Consider the following 17,947-nt stretch of genomic DNA (forward strand, 5'->3'; position numbering starts at 1 on the left):
GCATCCATGCGGGCTGCCCCGGCCTTCCGGGAACGTCTCAGCGATTTTGAGGCCGTCAGCACCGGCAGTTTCAGCAAGGCTGGTGAACAAATGAACGACACCCTGTAGGCCGGGTCAGGCGCAGCCGCCACCCGGCAAAAAAACGGCGCAACAGGGTTGCCTGGAAGGTAATCAAGCTTGCCCGGCGGCGCTGCGCTTGCCGGGCGTTCGGAGATGCAACCTCTTGATATAAAGAGGTTAGCGGCGATTGCCCATAATACGTAGCAGCATCAGGAACAGGTTGATGAAATCCAGATACAGCGTTAAGGCGCCGAGGATCGAGTATTTACGCAGCGTGGCGCTGTCGCGGGTATCAATCTGCTCGCCGATATTTTTCAGCTTCTGGGTGTCGTAGGCGGTCAAGCCGACAAACAGCACCACCCCAATGTAGGTCACGGCCCACATCAGCGCCTCGCTCTTCAGCCACAGGTTGACCAGCGACGCCAGTACGATGCCAATCAGCCCCATAAACAGCATGCTGCCGAAGCCGCTCAGATCGCGTTTAGTGGTGTAGCCGTAAAGGCTCATCGCCCCGAACATCCCGCCAGTGACCACAAAGGTGCTGGCGATGGAGGAGTAGGTATAGGCGATAAAAATGCTCGACAGCGTCAGCCCGGTGAGCGCCGAATAGAGCATAAACAGGGTGGTCGCCATCCCGGCGCTCAGCCGCTGTACCATCCCCGACAGCACAAACACCAGCGCCAGCTGGGCGATGATCAGCCCGAAGAAGGTGATTTTGCTCGAAAAGACGAACATCATCACCGCCGGGGTGTTAGCCGCAAACCACGCGATAAACGCCGTCAGCAGCAGGCCAACCGTCATCCAGCCGTACACCTGCGCCATATAAGTCTGCAAGCCGCTGCGGCCCTGCACTATTGAATCGGAACGCGGATATCTGTCCATGACTCTCTCCTGATTAACAAAGTTTCACTCTGTAAGCGTATCACACTACCAGCGCTCTGCCGCCTGACGATCGCTGTCGCGGGCGTCGACCCAGCGCTCGCCCTCCGGCGTCGCCTCGCGTTTCCAGAACGGCGCGCGGGTTTTCAGGTAGTCCATCATAAACTCGCCGGCGGCGAAGGCGCTGCCGCGGTGGGCGCTGGTGACGCCGACAAACACAATCTCTTCCCCCGGCCACATTTCGCCGATGCGATGGATAATGGTCACCCGGCCCAGCGGCCAGCGCTCGCGCGCCTGGTCGACGATCTCCGCCAGCGATTTCTCGGTCATCCCCGGATAGTGCTCGAGGGTCAGCGCTTTCACGCTGTCGCCGAGGTTGTGATTGCGCACTTTGCCGGTGAAGGTGACCACCGCGCCGTCTTCATCGCGTTCGGCCAGCCAGGGATACTCCTCGCCGACGCTAAAGCGCGCCGGGCTAACGACGATACGAGTTTGCGTCATGTCAGCCTCCGGTAACCGGCGGGAAGAACGCCACTTCATCCCCGCTGGCGACAGGATGGTCAAAGGCGGTCAGCGTCTGGTTAACCGCCGCCAGCAGTTTGCCCTCCTCCAGGGCCAGCGCCCAGCGATCGCCGCGAGCGGCAAGCTGCTGACGCACAGCCTCAACGGTGGCCAGGTCGCTGGCGTCGAGAGTCAGCGAATCAGTACCCACCAGCTCGCGCACCTGGGCAAAAAACAGAACCTTAATCATGGCGTTCGTCCACCTTAAAATCGCCGGACTTGCCGCCGCTTTTCGCCAGCAGACGCACCGGGCCAATCACCATATCCTTCTGCACCGCTTTGCACATATCGTAAATGGTCAGCGCGGCAACCGAGGCGGCGGTAAGGGCTTCCATCTCGACGCCGGTTTTGCCGGTCAGGCGGCAGAGCGATTCGATGCGCACCCGGTTATGTTCCGGCTGCGCCTGCAGATTGACTTCCACTTTGCTGAGCATCAGCGGATGGCACAGCGGGATCAGCTCCCAGGTGCGCTTGGCCGCCTGGATCCCGGCGATACGCGCGGTGGCGAAAACGTCGCCTTTATGGTGGCTGCCGTCGATAATCATCGCCAGGGTCGTCGCCTGCATCTCGACATAAGCCTCAGCGCGCGCTTCGCGCACCGTTTCCGCTTTGCCGGAGACATCCACCATATGGGCTTCGCCCGCGGCGTTAATATGGGTCAGTTGTGACATAAATTATTTCTTCAGGTGAGGAATAAAATTACAAGGACGGGTGCGGGCATCCAGCTGCGGGGCAATAATGTTGTCCCACGCGGTGCGGCAGGCTTTCGTCGAGCCCGGCATGGCGAAGATCAGCGTGTGGTTGGCGACGCCGGCCACCGCCCGGGACTGCAGCGTCGAGGTGCCGATCTCTTCGAACGACAGCATGCGGAACACTTCGCCAAAACCTTCCACCTCACGGTCAAACAGCGGCAGCAGCGCTTCCGGCGCCTGGTCCCCTTCGGTGAATCCGGTCCCGCCGGTGATCAGCACCACCTGCACCTCATCGCTGGCGATCCACGCCGATACCTGGGCGCGGATGGCGTAGCGGTTCTCTTTGACTATCGCCTTATCGACGACATGGTGCCCCGCCTCCTGCGCCGCCTCACGCAGCCAGTGGCCGGAAGTGTCGTCCTCTTCGCCGCGACGACTGGAAACGGTAAGAATAGCAATACGGGTCGGAATAAACTCAGCGCTAGCCTGGCTCATCTGAATGCTCCTTTCGAATACGATTATCCGCCAATATAGGACAGGTTCTGCGTAATGCCGGTGTTGCCCTGATGCAGGAAATGGGTCTGCTTTTTGTGGGTTAAGGCTTCGGCGATCCGCGCTTCCAGCGCCGCCTGCTGCCGATCATCGGCCATCAGGTCGCGCAGGTCGACGCCGCCTTCGCCAAACAGGCACAGGTGCAGTTTGCCGACGGAGGAGACGCGCAGACGGTTGCAGGTGGCGCAGAAGTCTTTTTCGTACGGCATGATGAGGCCGATCTCGCCGGCGTAGTCCGGATGACAAAAGACCTGCGCCGGACCATCGCTGCGCTGGCGGATCTGGTGGATCCAGCCGCGGCGCAGCAGCTCGTCGCGCAGCACCATGCCGGAGAGATGGTGACGGCGGAACAGGTCGCTGCCCTCGCCGGTTTCCATCAGTTCAATAAACCGCAGCTGAATTCGACGCGGCTGGATCCACGCGAGGAAGGTATCAAGCTGGTGATGGTTAACATCGCGCATCAGCACGGTATTCACCTTCACCTTGTCAAAGCCCGCGGCGAAAGCGGCGTCAATCCCGTCCATCACCTGGTGGAATTTGTCCTGGCCCGTGATGGCATGGAACTGGCGGGCGTCGAGGCTATCGACGCTGACGTTGATCGCCGTCAGCCCGGCATCGCGCCAGCGTTCGACATCGCGCGCCAGGCGGTAACCGTTGGTGGTGACGGCAATCTGACGGATCGCCGGGTTTTCACGCACGGCGGCGATGATCTCGGTGAAGTCACGGCGCAGGGAGGGTTCCCCACCGGTGAGGCGAACTTTTTCAGTGCCCAGCGCGGAGAAAGCGCGCGTAACCCGGCGCACTTCGTCTACGCTGAGAAAGCCGTTGTTATTGACGGCGCCGGGCTTGTAGCCATCCGGCAGGCAGTAGGTGCAACGGAAATTGCACACATCGGTAATCGACAGACGCAGGTAATAAAACTTACGCGCGAATGCATCGGTAAGCTGTGAGGCCATATACACCTTTCCAAATACGGGAGACGCGGTCATTTCTTCCCACGCCCTGGCGACAACCGGGGGCGTCGCGGCCAAACCGCCATATCTTTTGACACAGGCGAAGAGGCTAGAGTGTTAACAGGTTATGCCGATAGTAGCGCGTTCCAGGCGGTTTCGCCATTTGCGATTTCGCTATATATTCTTGTATATATCGCTACCTTCGTGCATTTTCGTTACAGAATAGCCATAAATCATCTTTTTGCCTTGATATCGGTCAGTTTGTCGGGCTCCTCCCATCGTCTTTTAGGGGTAGATCGGGTAGTGTGTGGCCGTTTATGTGAAATAAGGAATTTCTATGCGCAATCGTACATTCGCTGACCTGGATCGGGTGGTGGCGCTCGGCGGCGGGCATGGTCTGGGTCGGGTGATGTCTTCCCTCTCCTCGCTGGGCTCACGGCTGACCGGCATTGTGACCACCACCGACAACGGGGGATCCACCGGGCGGATCCGCCGCTCGGAAGGCGGCATTGCCTGGGGCGATATGCGCAACTGCATCAATCAGTTAATCGCCGAGCCGAGCGTGGCGTCGGCGATGTTTGAGTACCGTTTTAGCGGCAATGGCGAGCTTTCCGGCCATAACCTGGGAAATCTGATGTTAAAGGCGCTGGATCACCTCAGCGTGCGGCCGTTAGAAGCGATCAATTTGATCAGAAACCTGCTCAAAGTGGACGCTTTTCTTATTCCGATGTCGGAACAACCGGTGGATTTAATGGCGCTCGATCATGAAGGCCATGAAGTATACGGTGAAGTGAATATCGATCAGCTGGATAGCGTGCCGCAGGAGTTGATGCTCACCCCGCCGGTACCGGCCACCCGCGAGGCGGTAGAGGCCATCGCCGAAGCCGATCTGATCCTCATCGGCCCGGGCAGTTTCTATACCAGCCTGCTGCCGATCCTGCTGCTTGACGAGATGGCCCAGGCGCTGCGCCGCACTCCGGCGCCGATGGTGTTTATTGATAACCTCGGCAAAGAGCACAGCCCGGCCGCGAGGCTCTCGCTGGCGGAGCGCATCGCGATTATGGAGCGCTACGTTGGCAAGCGGGTGGTGGATGCAGTCATCGCCGGCCCAAAAGCCGATATCAGCGGCATCGACGACCGGCTGGTGATCCAGACGCCGCTGGAAGCCAGCGACGTGCCCTATCGCCATGACCGGGCGCTGCTTCGCGGGGCGCTGGAGAAAGCGCTCCAGCTGCCGGGCTGATCCTGCGCGCCGAAGGCTCGGCTTTCGGCGCACCTTAAAATCTTAAGGTTGTCTTAAAACAGAGCTGGCACTATACCCTTATCTCTTCCTGTGGGTATGTACTATGTCGTTATTGCCTCTGCGTCGGCCGGTCGTCAGCCGCACGACTTATCTGATTATTTTCGCGGTCTATATCGGGCTTTTTCTTAACCTCGCCTTCTACCGCCAGGCGTATACGCTGCTGCCGGTGAACAACCTGCACACCGCGCTGGTGTTTCTGAGTATGCCGCTGGTGGCATTCAGCGTGATGAATATCCTCACCACCCTCGCCTCGTTCCTCAAGCTTGACCGGCTGGTGATTAGCCTTTTTATTCTGCTCAGCGCATCGGCGCAGTACTTCATCTGGAGCTTCGGCGTGGTGATCGACCGCAGCATGATCACCAACATCCTCGACACCACCCCAGCGGAGAGCTTTGCCCTGCTCTCCGGCGAAATGATCGTTGTCCTTGGACTCTCCGGGGTGCTGGCGGTGCTGGTCGCCTGGTGGGTTAAAATTCGTAAACCGGCCACGCTATGGCGCGGCGTGGCCTGGCGCCTGGTGAATATGGTGGCCTCCGCGCTGCTGATCGTCCTGATTGCCGTCCTCTTTTATAAAGACTATGCCTCGCTGTTTCGCAACAACAAGGAGCTGGTGAAATCCCTGAGTCCCTCCAACAGCATTGTGGCGGTGAACTCCTGGTATGCGCACCATCGCATGGACAACCTGCCGCTGGTGAAGATTGGCGAAGATGCCAAACAGAAACCGGTGATGCATAACGGTCCCCGTAAGAACCTGACGATTGTGGTGCTGGGCGAAACTTCCCGGGCGGACAACTTCTCGCTGGGCGGATATCCGCGCGACACCAACCCGCTGATGCAACAGGACGGGGTGATCTACTTCCCGCACACCACCTCCTGCGGAACCGCCACGGCGGTCTCGGTGCCGTGCATGTTCTCCAACATGCCGCGCGCGCACTATGACGAAGAGCTGGCCCATCATCAGGAAGGGGTGCTGGATATTCTGCAGCGCGCCGGCATTCAGGTGTTGTGGAACGACAACGATGGCGGCTGCAAGGGGGCCTGCGATCGGGTACCGCATCAGAACGTGACCGATCTGAAGCTAACCGGGCAGTGCATCGACGGCGAGTGCTACGATGACGTGCTGTTCCATCATCTCGACAGCTATATCGATAACCTGCAACAGGATGGCATTATTGTGCTGCATACCATCGGCAGCCATGGGCCGACGTACTACAATCGCTATCCGGCTGAATTCAAAAAATTCACCCCAACCTGCGACACCAATGAGATCCAGGGCTGTACCCGGGAGCAGTTGACCAACACATATGACAACACCATCCTGTACGTCGACCACGTGGTGGATAAAGCGATAAAACTCCTGCAGGCGAAACAGGACAAATTCACTACCAGCCTGGTCTATCTTTCCGACCACGGCGAGTCGTTAGGGGAAGATGGGGTCTATTTGCATGGTCTGCCGTACTCTGTCGCGCCGGATACGCAGAAACACGTGCCGATGGTGATGTGGCTCTCTGCCGACTACCAGCAACGCTACGGCATTTCCGCGCAGTGTCTGCAGCAGCGAGCGAAAAAAGAGAATTACTCGCAGGATAATCTGTTCTCCACCCTGCTCGGCCTGCTCGGCGTCAGCACCCACGAGTACCAGGCGGCAGATGATATTTTAACGCCATGTAGAGAGGCTGGTTGATGAAAATCTTAGTCATTGAAGACGATGCGCTGCTGTTGCAGGGGTTAATCCTGGCGATGCAAAGTGCAGGATACGTGTGCGACGGCGTCTCCACAGCGCACGAAGCGGCGCTGTCGCTGGCCAGCAATCACTATAGCCTGATCGTGCTTGATCTTGGCCTACCGGACGAAGACGGCCTGCATTTTCTCGCCCGCATGCGACGGGAGAAAATGACCCAGCCGGTGCTGATCCTCACCGCCCGCGATACCCTTGAGGATCGCATTAGCGGTCTCGACACCGGCGCGGATGACTATCTGGTGAAACCCTTTGCCCTGGAAGAGCTGAACGCGCGCATTCGCGCCCTGCTCCGTCGGCATAATAATCAGGGCGATAACGAAATCAGCGTCGGCGACCTGCGCCTCAACGTCACCCGTCGCCAGGTGTGGCTCGGTGAGACGGCGCTGGATCTGACGCCGAAGGAGTATGCCCTGCTATCGCGACTGATGATGAAAGCCGGCAGCCCGGTACATCGCGAGATCCTCTACAACGATATCTACAGCTGGGACAATGAGCCAGCGACCAATACCCTGGAAGTGCACATCCACAACCTGCGCGATAAGATTGGCAAATCGCGGATCCGCACCGTCAGGGGCTTCGGCTATATGCTGGCTAACCACAACGAGACGGAATAGACCATGGCTCTGTTTGCAACCGAAAACTGGACCATGCGCCACCGGCTGCTGTTGACCATCGGCGCCATTCTGGTGGTCTGTCAGCTGATCAGCGTCTTCTGGCTATGGCATGAGAGCAAAGAGCAGATCCAGTTGCTGGTGGCCAGCGCCATCGAAGGGCACAACAATCAGAAGCATGTGGAGCATGAGGTAAGGGAAGCGGTCGCCAGCCTGCTGGTGCCGAGCCTGCTGATCGTGGGTCTGGCGCTGTACATCAGCATGCTGGCGGTACGCAAAATCACCCGCCCGCTTTCACGTCTGCAAAGCGAGCTGGAGAGTCGCACGCCGGACAACCTCACCCCCATCGTGCTCAGCGAATCGGTTCCCGAGGTGACGGCGGTGACCACCGCCCTGAATCAGCTGGTTTCCCGCCTCAATCTGACCCTTGACCGCGAACGGCTGTTTACCGCCGACGTGGCGCACGAGCTGCGCACCCCGCTGGCCGGGCTGCGGCTGCACCTTGAGCTGCTGGCGAAAGTGCATGGCATGGGCGTCGACCCGCTGATCCAGCGCCTCGACCAGATGACCACCAGCATTTCGCAGCTGCTGCAGCTGGCGCGCGTCGGTCAGTCCTTTTCCGCCGGCAGCTATCAGCAGGTGCTGCTGCTGGATGACGTGGTCAAACCGCTGCAGGATGAGCTGGAGACCATGCTGGCCGAGCGCCAGCAACGGCTGCTGCTGACGGATGTCGAAAGCGAGGCCGTCGTCTCTGGCGACGCGACGCTCATCCGCGTCATTCTGCGCAATCTGGTGGAGAATGCCCATCGCTACAGCCCGCAAGGGTCGACGATCCGCGTGTCGGTGAAAGCGGGTCTGATGCCAGTGATGGCAGTGGAAGATGAAGGACCGGGGATTGATGAGGCGAAAAGCGGCGAACTCAGTAAGGCCTTTGTACGCATGGACAGTCGCTACGGCGGCATAGGGCTCGGACTGAGCATCGTCACGCGCATTGCTCAGCTGCATGACGCCCAGTTCTTTTTGCATAACCGCCAGCCGGGGCCAGGGGTCCGCGCGTGGGTGTTATTCCCGCGGCGTGCGGGTCAGAACGTCAGCACCCACTGATGGAAGAAGGCAACAATAATGACCAGGGCGGTGGCGACCGCCAGATATTCACGGAAGTTGATTTTTTGCATGGACACTATCCTCATCAGGTTGAGGATAGTGTCGCCTGGCGAGATTAAGCAAACATTAAGAAGGCCGCTTTGCGGCCTTTTTTTCTTCTCCGCCGTGGGTTATCTGGCTGCGGAACGGTCAGCGCAGCGCCGTACCTTCACTGCGCCCTCGCCTATCCCCGTCCGGCGGTATGCGCCAACACTCAGGAGGCAGCAATAAACAGTTCACGCAGCTGATGCAGCTGGTCGCGAATTTGCGCCGCCTCTTCGAACTCGAGGTTCTGCGCGTGCTGCATCATCTGCCCTTCCAGCTCGTGGATTTTCTGCTGCAGCGCTTTTGGCGTCATATCCACGCCGCTGAGCCCGGCAGGCTCGACGGCCTTCGCTTTACCGCGCCCTTTGGCTTTGGTTTTCGCCAGGCTCTGGCCCAGCTGCAGGATATCCACCACTTTCTTGTTCAGCCCCTGCGGCACAATGCCGTGCTCTTCGTTGTAGCGCTGCTGTTTCTCCCGTCGCCGCTCCGTCTCACCGATGGCTTTCGCCATCGAGGGAGTGATCTTATCGCCGTACAGAATAGCCTTGCCGTTGACGTTGCGCGCCGCGCGGCCGATGGTCTGGATCAGCGAGCGTTCGGAGCGCAGGAAGCCCTCTTTGTCCGCATCGAGGATCGCCACCAGCGACACCTCCGGCATATCCAGCCCCTCACGCAGCAGGTTGATCCCCACCAGCACGTCAAACTCGCCAAGACGCAGGTCGCGGATAATCTCCATACGTTCGACGGTGTCGATATCCGAGTGCAGATAGCGCACCCGCTCGCCGTGCTCCTCAAGGTACTCGGTTAAGTCTTCCGCCATCCGCTTGGTGAGGGTGGTGACCAGCACGCGCTCGTTGATGGCCGTGCGCAGGCGGATCTCCGACAGCAGGTCGTCGACCTGGGTGGCCACCGGCCGCACTTCGATGATCGGGTCCAGCAGACCGGTCGGACGCACCACCTGATCCACCACCTCGCCGCCGGATTTATCCAGCTCGTAGGCGCCGGGGGTCGCCGACACGTAGATGGTTTGCGGCGCCAGCGCTTCGAATTCTTCAAACTTCATCGGCCGGTTATCCAGCGCCGACGGCAGGCGGAAGCCGTACTCCACCAGCGTCTCTTTGCGCGCCCGGTCGCCGCGGTACATGCCGCCGATCTGCGGCACCGTGACGTGGGATTCGTCGATCACCAGCAGGCCGTCTGCCGGCAGGTAGTCGAACAGGGTGGGCGGCGGCTCGCCGGGCCCGCGCCCGGAGAGGAAGCGCGAGTAGTTTTCAATGCCCGAGCAGTAGCCCAGCTCGTTCATCATTTCGAGGTCGAACTGGGTGCGCTGGGTTAAGCGCTGCTCTTCCAGCAGCTTGTTGTTGGCCAGCAGCACCTTGCGCCGATCCGCCAGCTCCAGCTTAATCTCTTCCATCGCCTGGACGATGCGTTCCCGCGGCGTCACGTAGTGCGTCTTGGGATAAATGGTGTAGCGCGGCACCGTCGATTCCACATGGCCGGTAAGCGGGTCGAACAGCGACAGGCGCTCAACTTCTTCGTCAAACAGCTCAATGCGCAGGGCGATATCGTCGGATTCCGCCGGGAAGACGTCGATCACCTCGCCGCGCACGCGGAAGGTGCCGCGCTGGAAGGCCTGATCGTTGCGGGTATACTGCAGCTCGGCCAGGCGGCGCAGGATCGCCCGCTGGTCAATCAGCATCCCCACCGTCAGATGCAACATCATTTTCAGATACAGGTCCGGGTCGCCGAGGCCGTAGATAGCCGAGACCGAGGCCACCACCACCACATCGCGCCGCTCAAGCAGCGCTTTAGTGGCCGACAGGCGCATCTGCTCGATATGTTCGTTTACCGAGGCGTCCTTCTCAATGAAGGTATCTGAGCTGGGGACGTAGGCTTCCGGCTGGTAGTAATCGTAGTAGGAGACGAAATACTCGACGGCATTCTCGGGGAAAAATTCTTTCATCTCGCCGTAGAGCTGGGCCGCCAGGGTTTTGTTTGGCGCCAGCACCATCGTCGGCCGCTGCAGATCGGCAATCACGTTGGCGATGGTAAAGGTTTTACCGGAGCCGGTGACCCCCAGCAGCGTTTGATGCGCGAGCCCATCCTCCAGCCCCTCTTCCAGGCGGCGGATGGCTTCCGGTTGGTCTCCGGAGGGGCGAAAGGCGGAATGCAGAACAAACGATTTACTCATCAATCAGAACCTGAAAAAGATTTAGCGGCCGGTGTTTAATTCTACCCCTCGGGCCGTTTTTTGCCAACAAAATATACTGGATATTTAAACAGTATGTGATTATGATAGCGCCACGATTTGGCCTTTTTTGCCGGCAACCGGGATATAAAACGCGCGCCGGGCGGAATAATCCTCCGGCCGTCAGGGTTATCCCCAGAAATTTTTACCTTTTAACATTTGTCAAGCGGACGGGTGAAAGTTTTATGGCAGAAGATGACGCTTTTCTTACACCCATTGATTTTATCTAACAAGCTGATATTTAATGCTTTTAAAGAAAAGACGCCTTTCGCGCCAATTCAGCCGCAAGCCGCGTACGCTCTAGCTTACCGCAGGTTTTCTAACTCTAATACACAAGGTTATCCACAGGAATAGTGGATAACTGTCTGCAGCCCAAGACCGCCGCCGCCCGGCGCAAATCGTCTGGCGGCCTAAACCGCGCGGCGAAAAATTTTTATCGAACTATTTTTGATAACTATCCGCTTAAAGCCGCTCGATTTTTGCTGCTTTTTGCACCACCCTTTAGCGTCGGGCACCGGAAAAGTGCAGCCCCGGCGCTGGCTGTGCCTGATGGTATCGGCGTTTAGCGTTTTTTTCCGAGCGTTCTTTTTCCTGGCAAGAGTTTTGCAGCATCTTTCTGTCGCCCTGACGCCAGGATAAGGAGAAAACGTCCATGTTGAATTTACAGGCAGTAAATCACTTTTACGGCAACCAGCATTCGCTGTGGAATGTCGATCTTGAACTACGCCCGGGGGAGTGCATTGGCGTACTGGGACGCGAGGGCATGGGAAAAACCACCCTGGTTAACTGCATTGCCGGGCATCTGCCGGTGGCCAGCGGCCGGATGACCTGGCATGACATTGGCGCCCCGCCGCAGGATCTCACCCCCCTGTCGGCCCAGTCGCGCAGCGCCATCGGTATCGGCTATGTGCCGCAGGATAAACGCATCTTCTCCCAGCTCAGCGTGGAAGAGAATCTACATATTGCCCTCGCGGCCGGGAAACCCGGGGCTAACGCCAGCGGCGGCGAAATCTATGAACATTTTCCCGAACTCTATGCCCTACGGCAGCGCAAAGGCGCCTCGCTGAGCGACGACGATCAGTACCAGCTGGCGCTGGCCAGGGCGCTGATTGTCCAGCCGCGGCTGCTGATCCTTGATGAACCCTCGCGCGGCAGAGGGCCGCGCTGTCTGCAAAAGCTGGCGGATCTGCTGCTGCGGTTGAATCGCGATATCGGCCTGACGGTGCTGCTCGCCGAGCAGCACCTGCCCTTTATCCGCCGGGTGGCGGATCGTTTCTGTGTTTTGCACCGGGGCCGTAACGTCGCCGAAGGCGATATTATGGCGCTGGATGAACCGCTGCTGGCGCAGTGGATGACGCCGGATCCAGCGCCCTGAGGTCCAGATACTGGCCGAGATCGTCGCGCTGCGCGATATCGGCAAGCCACGGTATTTCACCGAGGAACGGCGCGGCCAGCCGGTTTTTCAGCGTCGCCAGATACTCGGCGTGGCGCTTGCCCGGCGGCAGCACGTCATTGGCGATCCACCCCGCGAGCGGCAGCCCCGCCTGGCGTACCGCCTGGGCGGTAAGCATCGCGTGGTTGATGCAGCCGAGCTTAACGCCCACCACCAGAATCACCGGCAGCTGCTCCGCCTGCGCCCAGTCGGCGAAGGTCAGGGTTTCCGAAAGCGGCGTAAACCAGCCGCCGGCCCCTTCCACCAGCACCCAGTCGGCGAGGCGTTCTAACTCGCGCAGCCCGCTGGAGAGCCTCGCCGCGGCGATCGGCCGTCCTTCGTCGGCGCTGATGATATGCGGTGAGGTCGGCTCGGCGAAGGTATACGGGTTAACCTGCTCATAGCGCAGCGCGACCCGGCTATGACGCTGCAGCGCCAGCGCGTCTTCATTACGCAGCCCGGCGGCGGTAAGCTCGCTGCCGGAAGCCACCGGCTTATAGCCGGCGGTGTGAAAACCCAGCTGATTCGCCGCCTGCAGCAGGGCGCTGCTGGCGATGGTTTTCCCGACTTCAGTGTCGGTCCCGGTGACAAAAAAACGTTTAGTCACGCTCAATGACTCCTGTAAAAAGAGAATACGTCAGCGGGCAGACGCCCTGCCGCTGCGGCCAGGCCAGCTGTAGCTCGCGCAGTTTGCCGCGGCTAAGCGGGGCCGATGCCCGCCCCTGGTGCAAATGGGTGGCGCCGATGCCCTTCAGCGATCGCATGGCGCTCAGCGCATCGACGAACGGCAGGCTAATCTGATGCACCTCGCCGGACGCCCGCAGGCCGCTCAGCGCCTCGCGCACCGCCGCTTCGCTGAGAAAACGGTTGGCATGCGGCCGGTCGTCGATGGCCTGCCACGCCTGATTGAGCTCCGGCAGCGAGTCGGCCAGCAGCGTGCTAAACGCCACGCTGCCGCCGGGACGCACCACCCGGTACAGCTCGCCAAGGGCTGCGCGCAGATCGTCGCACCACTGCACCGCCAGATTGCTCCACGCCAGATCGACGCAGGCGTCGGGCAGCGGCAGCGCCTCAATGTCGCCCAGCAGGTAATGCTGGGCGGCGTCGTTACGCTGCGCCTGGGCCAGCATCCCGGGGGAGAGATCCAGCGCGGTCACCACGCTGCCTGCCTCACGCCAGCGGCGGCTCATGCTGCCTGGGCCGCAGCCGGCATCCAGCACCCGGGGAAAATCGCGACGCGCCAGCTGGCGCAGCAGCAGTTCCGCGCTGCGCCGCTGCAGTTCATCATGTTGCGAATAGCCGCTGGCCGCCCGGCCAAACGCCGCGGCGACCGCCTGCTTATTCACCGTGGCCATGCAGCACCTCCAGTAAACGGTTAATGTCCCCAGCCTGATGGGCGGCGGTCAGGGTCAGGCGCAGACGAGCGCTGCCGACCGGCACCGTCGGTGGACGGATCGCCGTTGCCCAGCAGCCCGCGTCGCGCAGACGGCTGGCCAGGCTCAGCGCCCGCCCGTTATCGCCGACGATTAGCGGCTGGATCGCGCTGACGGAGTCGGTCAAACCCAGCGACGTCTCGCCCATCCCCGCGCGGAACTGACGGATACGGGCGGCCAGGGTGTCGCGGCGGCGCTGGCCTTCATCGCTGCGTATCACCTGCAGCGCGGCGCTCAGCGCCACCGCCTGGGCGGGCGGCATCGCGGTGCTGTAGATCAGATGGCGGGCAAACTGCAGCAGATAATCGGCCAGCGCGTCATCGCACAGCACCGCCGCGCCGCTGACGCCGAACGCCTTGCCGAAGGTAACCACCAGCAGCTCAGGGCGCACCGCCTGCGCGGCGCAGCTCCCGCGTCCTTCGTCGCCGACCACGCCGACGCCGTGGGCATCATCCACCAGCAATAGCGCCCCGGCGGCCTGCGCCGCGGCGTGAATGGCCGCCAGCGGCGCGCTGTCGCCGTCCATGCTGAAAATGCCTTCGGTGACCGCCAACTGTTCGCCCGCCAGCGGCTTAGCCAGCAGTTGAGCGAGCTGTTGCGGATCGTTGTGGCCGAAACGGCGTAGCTGCGCCGGGCTCAGACTGGCCGCCTCGAGCAGGGAGGCGTGGCTCAGGCGGTCGGCCACAATCCGATCCTCTTTATCCGCCAGGGCGGCGATCAGCGCCTGATTGGCGGCAAAGCCGGAGATAAACAGCAATGCGCGCGGGTAGCCCAGCCAGTCGGCAAGTTCCTCTTCCAGCGCACGGTGGGCCTCGCTATAGCCGCTTACGTGTCCCGAGCCGCCGGAACCGACGCCATAACGTTCCGCCCCCTGCTGCCAGGCGGCGATAATCGCCGGATGCTGGCTCAGGCCGAGATAGTCATTACTGGAGAAGTTAAGCCAGCGCTCCCCTTCCCGCTCCAGCCAGCGCCCGGCGCCGTGCGTCACCGGCAGGCGGCGGCGAAGGGCATCCGCCGCCCGTCGCTCGTCCAGCGCCCGATCGATTCGCTGCTGCCAGGTCATAGCGCCGCCGCGTTGTAATATTCCTCAGTGTCCGGGGTGAGTAAGGCCTGCTCCAGACGCTGCTGCTGCTCAATGTCGCCTTCCAGCACTGCCGTCTGCTGCGGGTTGATCCCCAGCTTACGGAACAGCTGCAGATCGTTGTCCTCTTCCGGGTTCGGCGTGGTCAGCAGCTTGCAGCCGTAGAAAATGGAGTTCGCCCCGGCCATAAAGCACATCGCCTGGGTCTGCTCGTTCATCTGCTCGCGGCCGGCGGAGAGACGCACGTAAGAGGTGGGCATCATGATGCGCGCGATGGCGATAGTGCGAATAAAATCGAAAGCGTCGACGTCGTCGTTATCCGCCAGCGGCGTACCTTTGACTTTTACCAGCATGTTGATGGGCACGCTTTCCGGCGGCGTGGGCAGGTTGGCCAACTGCAGCAGCAGGCCAGCGCGGTCTTTCACGGTCTCCCCCAGCCCGACGATACCGCCGGAGCAGACTTTGATCCCGGCGTCACGCACTTTGTCCAGAGTATCCAGGCGCTCCTGGTAGGTGCGGGTGGTGATGATGTTGCCGTAAAATTCCGGCGAGGTATCAAGGTTGTGGTTGTAGTAATCGAGGCCCGCCTCGGCCAGGCGCTGCGCCTGGCTGTCGGTCAGGGTGCCGAGCGTCATGCACGACTCCAGCCCCAGAGCCTTCACCCCTTTCACCATCTGCTCCAGATACGGCATATCGCGGTCATTGGGGTTTTTCCACGCCGCGCCCATGCAGAAGCGGGTCGAGCCGGCGTTTTTCGCCTGACGCGCTGATTCCAGCACCTGCTCGACTTCCATCAGGCGCTCGGTTTCGAGCCCGGTTTTATAGCGCGCGCTCTGCGGACAATATTTACAATCTTCCGGGCAGGCGCCGGTTTTGATCGACAGCAGGGTGCTGACCTGCACCTGGCGCGGATCAAAGTGTTGCCGGTGGATTTGCTGCGCTTCGAATAACAGATCGATGAGTGGTTTATTAAATAATTCAGTTACTTGCGACATTGTCCAACGTACGTGGTGAGCCATTGGCTTCTCCAAAGGGTTTTGTTAATTTACGGTTCGGTTTATACTCGTAAACCTAAATGTTTTCAAAATGGTTTACAAGTCGCTTATGACCCTGGACGATCTCGCCTTCGATCGGCGCCACATCTGGCACCCCTACACCTCTATGACTTCCCCCCTGCCGGTCTACCCGGTGGTTTCCGCCCACGGTTGCGAGCTGTCCCTCGCCGGCGGCGAACAGCTGATTGACGGTATGTCCTCCTGGTGGGCGGCGATCCACGGCTACAATCACCCGCGTCTTAATGCGGCGATGAAAGCGCAAATCGACCAGATGTCGCACGTGATGTTCGGCGGGATCACTCACCCCTCGGCGGTGGCGCTGTGTCGTCAGCTGGTGGCAATGACCCCGGAATCGCTGGAGTGCGTTTTCCTCGCCGACTCCGGTTCGGTAGCGGTTGAGGTGGCGATGAAAATGGCCCTGCAGTATTGGCAGGCGAAAGGCCAACCGCGTCGTCGTTTCCTGACCTTCCGCAACGGCTATCACGGCGATACCTTCGGCGCGATGTCGGTCTGCGATCCGCAGAACTCGATGCATAGCCTGTGGCAGGGCTATCTGCCGGATAACCTGTTCGCCCCCGCGCCGCAGAGCCGCTTTGACGGCGAGTGGGATGAAAGGGATATGGTGCCCTTTGCCCGCCTGATGGCCGCGCACCGTCACGACATCGCCGCGGTGATCCTCGAACCGATCGTCCAGGGCGCGGGCGGGATGCGGATGTACCATCCGGAGTGGCTGAAGCGGGTGCGTAAAATGTGCGACCGGGAAGGAATACTGCTGATCGCCGATGAGATTGCCACCGGCTTTGGCCGCACCGGCAAGCTGTTCGCCTGCGAGCACGCCGGTATCGCCGCCGATATTCTGTGTCTGGGCAAGGCGCTGACCGGCGGCACCATGACCCTCTCCGCCGCGCTGACCACCCGCGAGGTGGCGGAAACCATCAGCAACGGTGAAGCCGGCTGCTTTATGCACGGCCCAACCTTTATGGGCAACCCGCTGGCCTGCGCGGTGGCCAGCGAAAGCCTGCGCCTGCTGGAGAGCGGCGAATGGCAGCGGCAGGTGGCGGCGATTGAAGCCCAGCTGCAGACCGAGCTGGCTCCGGCGCGGGGATCCGCCCTGGTCGCCGACGTCCGCGTGCTCGGCGCTATTGGCGTGGTTGAAACCTGTCGCCCGGTCAATATGGCTGCCCTGCAGCGCTTTTTCGTCGAGCAGGGGGTGTGGATCCGACCGTTTGGCCGCCTGATCTACCTGATGCCGCCGTATATCATCACGCCTGAACAGCTGTCCCGCCTGACCCGCGCCGTTAACCTGGCGGTGCAGGACGAAACATTTTTTAGCGAATAAATAGCGGAATTGCGTCGTGGTGCAGGCTACACTTCCTGGTTAATCAGCGCATTATCAATGAGGATGAAGCATGAAACTGATCAGTCACGATCTCCAGGACGGCGGTAAGCTGCCTAATCGTCACGTCTTCAACGGCATGGGCTACGATGGCGACAATATTTCGCCGCATCTGATGTGGGATGATGTGCCCGCAGGAACCAAAAGCTTTGTGGTGACCTGCTACGATCCGGATGCGCCGACCGGCTCCGGCTGGTGGCACTGGGTGGTGGCTAACCTGCCTGCGGATACGCGCGTCCTGCCGCAGGGGGCCGGTTCCGGCCAGGCGGAGCTGCCGGAAGAGGCCGTTCAGACCCGCACCGATTTTGGCAAGGCGGGATACGGCGGCGCGGCGCCGCCGAAGGGCGAGACCCACCGCTATATCTTTACCGTCCACGCCCTGGACGTTGAGAAAATTGAGGTGGATGCCGAGGCCAGCGGCGCAATGGTCGGCTTTAACGTCCATTTCCATTCCCTCGCCAGCGCCTCCATCACCGCCCTGTTCAGTTAATCTTCCCCCGGATAGCGGCTTGCGCCTTATCCGGGCTACCTGCGGCGCCATGTGTTTTTCAGGTGGCGCTACACTCATCTTTACCAGATAACACTTACATATCAAATAAATACACATAGCTGTAGGCCTGGAAAGCGCCGCGCCGCCGGGCAAGGACTGCGGGCACGGAGCCGATTTTGTGCCGGGTGGCGGCTACGCCTTACCCGGCCTACAGTTCCCTCTCACAGGCTCATACCTCGTAGGCCCGGTAAGCGCAGCGCCACCGGGCGATG

General features: G+C 60.7%; 19 protein-coding genes and 1 riboswitch. Of the genes, 8 read left to right on the forward strand and 11 right to left on the reverse strand.

Annotated elements, in window-relative coordinates; translation table 11 throughout:
• Positions 1–237: 237 nt before the first annotated feature.
• From K5R89_RS25390 to moaA, 6 genes are all read right to left on the reverse strand, one after another.
• A complete protein-coding gene (locus K5R89_RS25390) occupies positions 238–942 on the reverse strand; it encodes a Bax inhibitor-1/YccA family protein (protein WP_032455204.1) in 705 nt (234 codons plus the stop codon).
• 45 nt (positions 943–987) lie between these two features.
• On the reverse strand, positions 988–1,440 hold the full coding sequence (gene moaE / locus K5R89_RS25395) for a molybdopterin synthase catalytic subunit MoaE (protein WP_023288923.1): 453 nt from the start codon (positions 1,438–1,440) through the stop codon (positions 988–990).
• 1 nt (position 1,441) lies between these two features.
• The gene (gene moaD / locus K5R89_RS25400; protein ID WP_023288922.1) at positions 1,442–1,690 is read right to left on the reverse strand and encodes a molybdopterin synthase sulfur carrier subunit; all 249 of its coding nucleotides are present in this window, start codon (positions 1,688–1,690) and stop codon (positions 1,442–1,444) included.
• Positions 1,683–2,171, reverse strand: coding sequence for a cyclic pyranopterin monophosphate synthase MoaC (moaC, locus tag K5R89_RS25405; RefSeq protein ID WP_004886142.1), 489 nt, complete (start codon positions 2,169–2,171; stop codon positions 1,683–1,685). The genes moaD and moaC overlap by 8 nt, the downstream gene beginning before the upstream one ends.
• Positions 2,172–2,174: 3 nt before the next feature.
• Positions 2,175–2,687, reverse strand: coding sequence for a molybdenum cofactor biosynthesis protein B (gene moaB / locus K5R89_RS25410; protein ID WP_023288921.1), 513 nt, complete (start codon positions 2,685–2,687; stop codon positions 2,175–2,177).
• 23 nt (positions 2,688–2,710) lie between these two features.
• Positions 2,711–3,700 carry a GTP 3',8-cyclase MoaA gene (gene moaA / locus K5R89_RS25415; protein WP_017900173.1) on the reverse strand — a complete coding sequence of 330 codons (990 nt, stop codon included), beginning with the start codon at positions 3,698–3,700 and terminating at the stop codon, positions 2,711–2,713.
• Positions 3,688–3,826, reverse strand: a riboswitch (molybdenum cofactor riboswitch). Its footprint overlaps the gene before it by 13 nt.
• Before the next feature lie 208 nt (positions 3,827–4,034).
• Here moaA and yvcK point away from each other — a divergent pair.
• The 4 genes from yvcK (at position 4,035) to pmrB (ending at position 8,456) form a co-directional block, all read left to right on the forward strand.
• Positions 4,035–4,940 carry a uridine diphosphate-N-acetylglucosamine-binding protein YvcK gene (gene yvcK / locus K5R89_RS25420; RefSeq protein ID WP_023288920.1) on the forward strand — a complete coding sequence of 302 codons (906 nt, stop codon included), beginning with the start codon at positions 4,035–4,037 and terminating at the stop codon, positions 4,938–4,940.
• 103 nt (positions 4,941–5,043) lie between these two features.
• Positions 5,044–6,684 carry a phosphoethanolamine transferase EptA gene (gene eptA / locus K5R89_RS25425; RefSeq protein WP_087826897.1) on the forward strand — a complete coding sequence of 547 codons (1,641 nt, stop codon included), beginning with the start codon at positions 5,044–5,046 and terminating at the stop codon, positions 6,682–6,684.
• On the forward strand, positions 6,684–7,355 hold the full coding sequence (gene pmrA, locus K5R89_RS25430) for a two-component system response regulator PmrA (protein WP_217259065.1): 672 nt from the start codon (positions 6,684–6,686) through the stop codon (positions 7,353–7,355). Before eptA ends, pmrA begins: the two co-directional genes overlap by 1 nt.
• A 3-nt stretch (positions 7,356–7,358) precedes the next feature.
• On the forward strand, positions 7,359–8,456 hold the full coding sequence (gene pmrB, locus K5R89_RS25435) for a two-component system sensor histidine kinase PmrB (RefSeq protein WP_023288917.1): 1,098 nt from the start codon (positions 7,359–7,361) through the stop codon (positions 8,454–8,456).
• Between the two features lie 253 nt (positions 8,457–8,709).
• Here the strand turns inward: pmrB and uvrB are convergent, their stop codons facing one another.
• A complete protein-coding gene (gene uvrB / locus K5R89_RS25440) occupies positions 8,710–10,731 on the reverse strand; it encodes an excinuclease ABC subunit UvrB (protein ID WP_064158100.1) in 2,022 nt (673 codons plus the stop codon).
• 410 nt (positions 10,732–11,141) lie between these two features.
• Here uvrB and K5R89_RS25445 point away from each other — a divergent pair, with 410 nt between their 5' ends.
• Both K5R89_RS25445 and K5R89_RS25450 read left to right on the forward strand, forming a co-directional pair.
• Positions 11,142–11,354: a hypothetical protein gene (locus K5R89_RS25445; RefSeq protein ID WP_032428688.1), complete on the forward strand. Its 213-nt coding sequence runs from the start codon at positions 11,142–11,144 to the stop codon at positions 11,352–11,354.
• An 86-nt stretch (positions 11,355–11,440) separates the two neighbouring features.
• Positions 11,441–12,163 (forward strand): ABC transporter ATP-binding protein, encoded by a 723-nt coding sequence (locus tag K5R89_RS25450; protein ID WP_017900923.1) that lies wholly within the window; start codon positions 11,441–11,443, stop codon positions 12,161–12,163.
• On the opposite strand, the gene bioD is transcribed toward K5R89_RS25450, so the two are convergent.
• The 4 genes from bioD to bioB are packed head-to-tail and all read right to left on the reverse strand — an operon-like array spanning position 12,105 to position 15,753.
• Entirely contained in the window at positions 12,105–12,827 is a 723-nt protein-coding gene (gene bioD, locus K5R89_RS25455; RefSeq protein WP_023288916.1) for a dethiobiotin synthase, read from the reverse strand. The two genes, K5R89_RS25450 and bioD, sit on opposite strands and share 59 nt — an antisense overlap.
• Positions 12,820–13,575: a malonyl-ACP O-methyltransferase BioC gene (gene bioC / locus K5R89_RS25460; RefSeq protein WP_048297102.1), complete on the reverse strand. Its 756-nt coding sequence runs from the start codon at positions 13,573–13,575 to the stop codon at positions 12,820–12,822. Before bioC ends, bioD begins: the two co-directional genes overlap by 8 nt.
• Complete coding sequence (gene bioF / locus K5R89_RS25465; RefSeq protein WP_217259064.1) at positions 13,559–14,716, reverse strand: 8-amino-7-oxononanoate synthase; 1,158 nt, start codon at positions 14,714–14,716, stop codon at positions 13,559–13,561. The genes bioC and bioF overlap by 17 nt, the downstream gene beginning before the upstream one ends.
• Positions 14,713–15,753 (reverse strand): biotin synthase BioB, encoded by a 1,041-nt coding sequence (gene bioB, locus K5R89_RS25470; protein ID WP_087826900.1) that lies wholly within the window; start codon positions 15,751–15,753, stop codon positions 14,713–14,715. Before bioB ends, bioF begins: the two co-directional genes overlap by 4 nt.
• 85 nt (positions 15,754–15,838) lie before the next feature.
• Between bioB and bioA the strand changes: the two genes are divergently transcribed.
• Positions 15,839–17,128: an adenosylmethionine--8-amino-7-oxononanoate transaminase gene (gene bioA / locus K5R89_RS25475; RefSeq protein ID WP_048298641.1), complete on the forward strand. Its 1,290-nt coding sequence runs from the start codon at positions 15,839–15,841 to the stop codon at positions 17,126–17,128.
• A 70-nt stretch (positions 17,129–17,198) separates the two neighbouring features.
• On the forward strand, positions 17,199–17,675 hold the full coding sequence (locus tag K5R89_RS25480) for a kinase inhibitor (RefSeq protein WP_002895575.1): 477 nt from the start codon (positions 17,199–17,201) through the stop codon (positions 17,673–17,675).
• The last annotated feature ends 272 nt before the right edge of the window (positions 17,676–17,947 follow it).

The organism is Klebsiella sp. TF21-TM (assembly GCF_019753495.1).
In the GTDB taxonomy this organism is placed as follows: domain Bacteria; phylum Pseudomonadota; class Gammaproteobacteria; order Enterobacterales; family Enterobacteriaceae; genus Klebsiella; species Klebsiella quasipneumoniae.

What these genes read in the sequence shown, in the direction of transcription:
- K5R89_RS25390 (WP_032455204.1), bottom strand. Translation starts at nt 942, where the DNA reads ATGGACAGATATCCGCGTTCCGATTCAATAGTGCAGGGCCGCAGCGGC.
- moaE (WP_023288923.1), bottom strand. Translation starts at nt 1,440, where the DNA reads ATGACGCAAACTCGTATCGTCGTTAGCCCGGCGCGCTTTAGCGTCGGC.
- moaD (WP_023288922.1), bottom strand. Translation starts at nt 1,690, where the DNA reads ATGATTAAGGTTCTGTTTTTTGCCCAGGTGCGCGAGCTGGTGGGTACT.
- moaC (WP_004886142.1), bottom strand. Translation starts at nt 2,171, where the DNA reads ATGTCACAACTGACCCATATTAACGCCGCGGGCGAAGCCCATATGGTG.
- moaB (WP_023288921.1), bottom strand. Translation starts at nt 2,687, where the DNA reads ATGAGCCAGGCTAGCGCTGAGTTTATTCCGACCCGTATTGCTATTCTT.
- moaA (WP_017900173.1), bottom strand. Translation starts at nt 3,700, where the DNA reads ATGGCCTCACAGCTTACCGATGCATTCGCGCGTAAGTTTTATTACCTG.
- yvcK (WP_023288920.1), top strand. Translation starts at nt 4,035, where the DNA reads ATGCGCAATCGTACATTCGCTGACCTGGATCGGGTGGTGGCGCTCGGC.
- eptA (WP_087826897.1), top strand. Translation starts at nt 5,044, where the DNA reads ATGTCGTTATTGCCTCTGCGTCGGCCGGTCGTCAGCCGCACGACTTAT.
- pmrA (WP_217259065.1), top strand. Translation starts at nt 6,684, where the DNA reads ATGAAAATCTTAGTCATTGAAGACGATGCGCTGCTGTTGCAGGGGTTA.
- pmrB (WP_023288917.1), top strand. Translation starts at nt 7,359, where the DNA reads ATGGCTCTGTTTGCAACCGAAAACTGGACCATGCGCCACCGGCTGCTG.
- uvrB (WP_064158100.1), bottom strand. Translation starts at nt 10,731, where the DNA reads ATGAGTAAATCGTTTGTTCTGCATTCCGCCTTTCGCCCCTCCGGAGAC.
- K5R89_RS25450 (WP_017900923.1), top strand. Translation starts at nt 11,441, where the DNA reads ATGTTGAATTTACAGGCAGTAAATCACTTTTACGGCAACCAGCATTCG.
- bioC (WP_048297102.1), bottom strand. Translation starts at nt 13,575, where the DNA reads ATGGCCACGGTGAATAAGCAGGCGGTCGCCGCGGCGTTTGGCCGGGCG.
- bioF (WP_217259064.1), bottom strand. Translation starts at nt 14,716, where the DNA reads ATGACCTGGCAGCAGCGAATCGATCGGGCGCTGGACGAGCGACGGGCG.
- bioB (WP_087826900.1), bottom strand. Translation starts at nt 15,753, where the DNA reads ATGGCTCACCACGTACGTTGGACAATGTCGCAAGTAACTGAATTATTT.
- bioA (WP_048298641.1), top strand. Translation starts at nt 15,839, where the DNA reads ATGACCCTGGACGATCTCGCCTTCGATCGGCGCCACATCTGGCACCCC.
- K5R89_RS25480 (WP_002895575.1), top strand. Translation starts at nt 17,199, where the DNA reads ATGAAACTGATCAGTCACGATCTCCAGGACGGCGGTAAGCTGCCTAAT.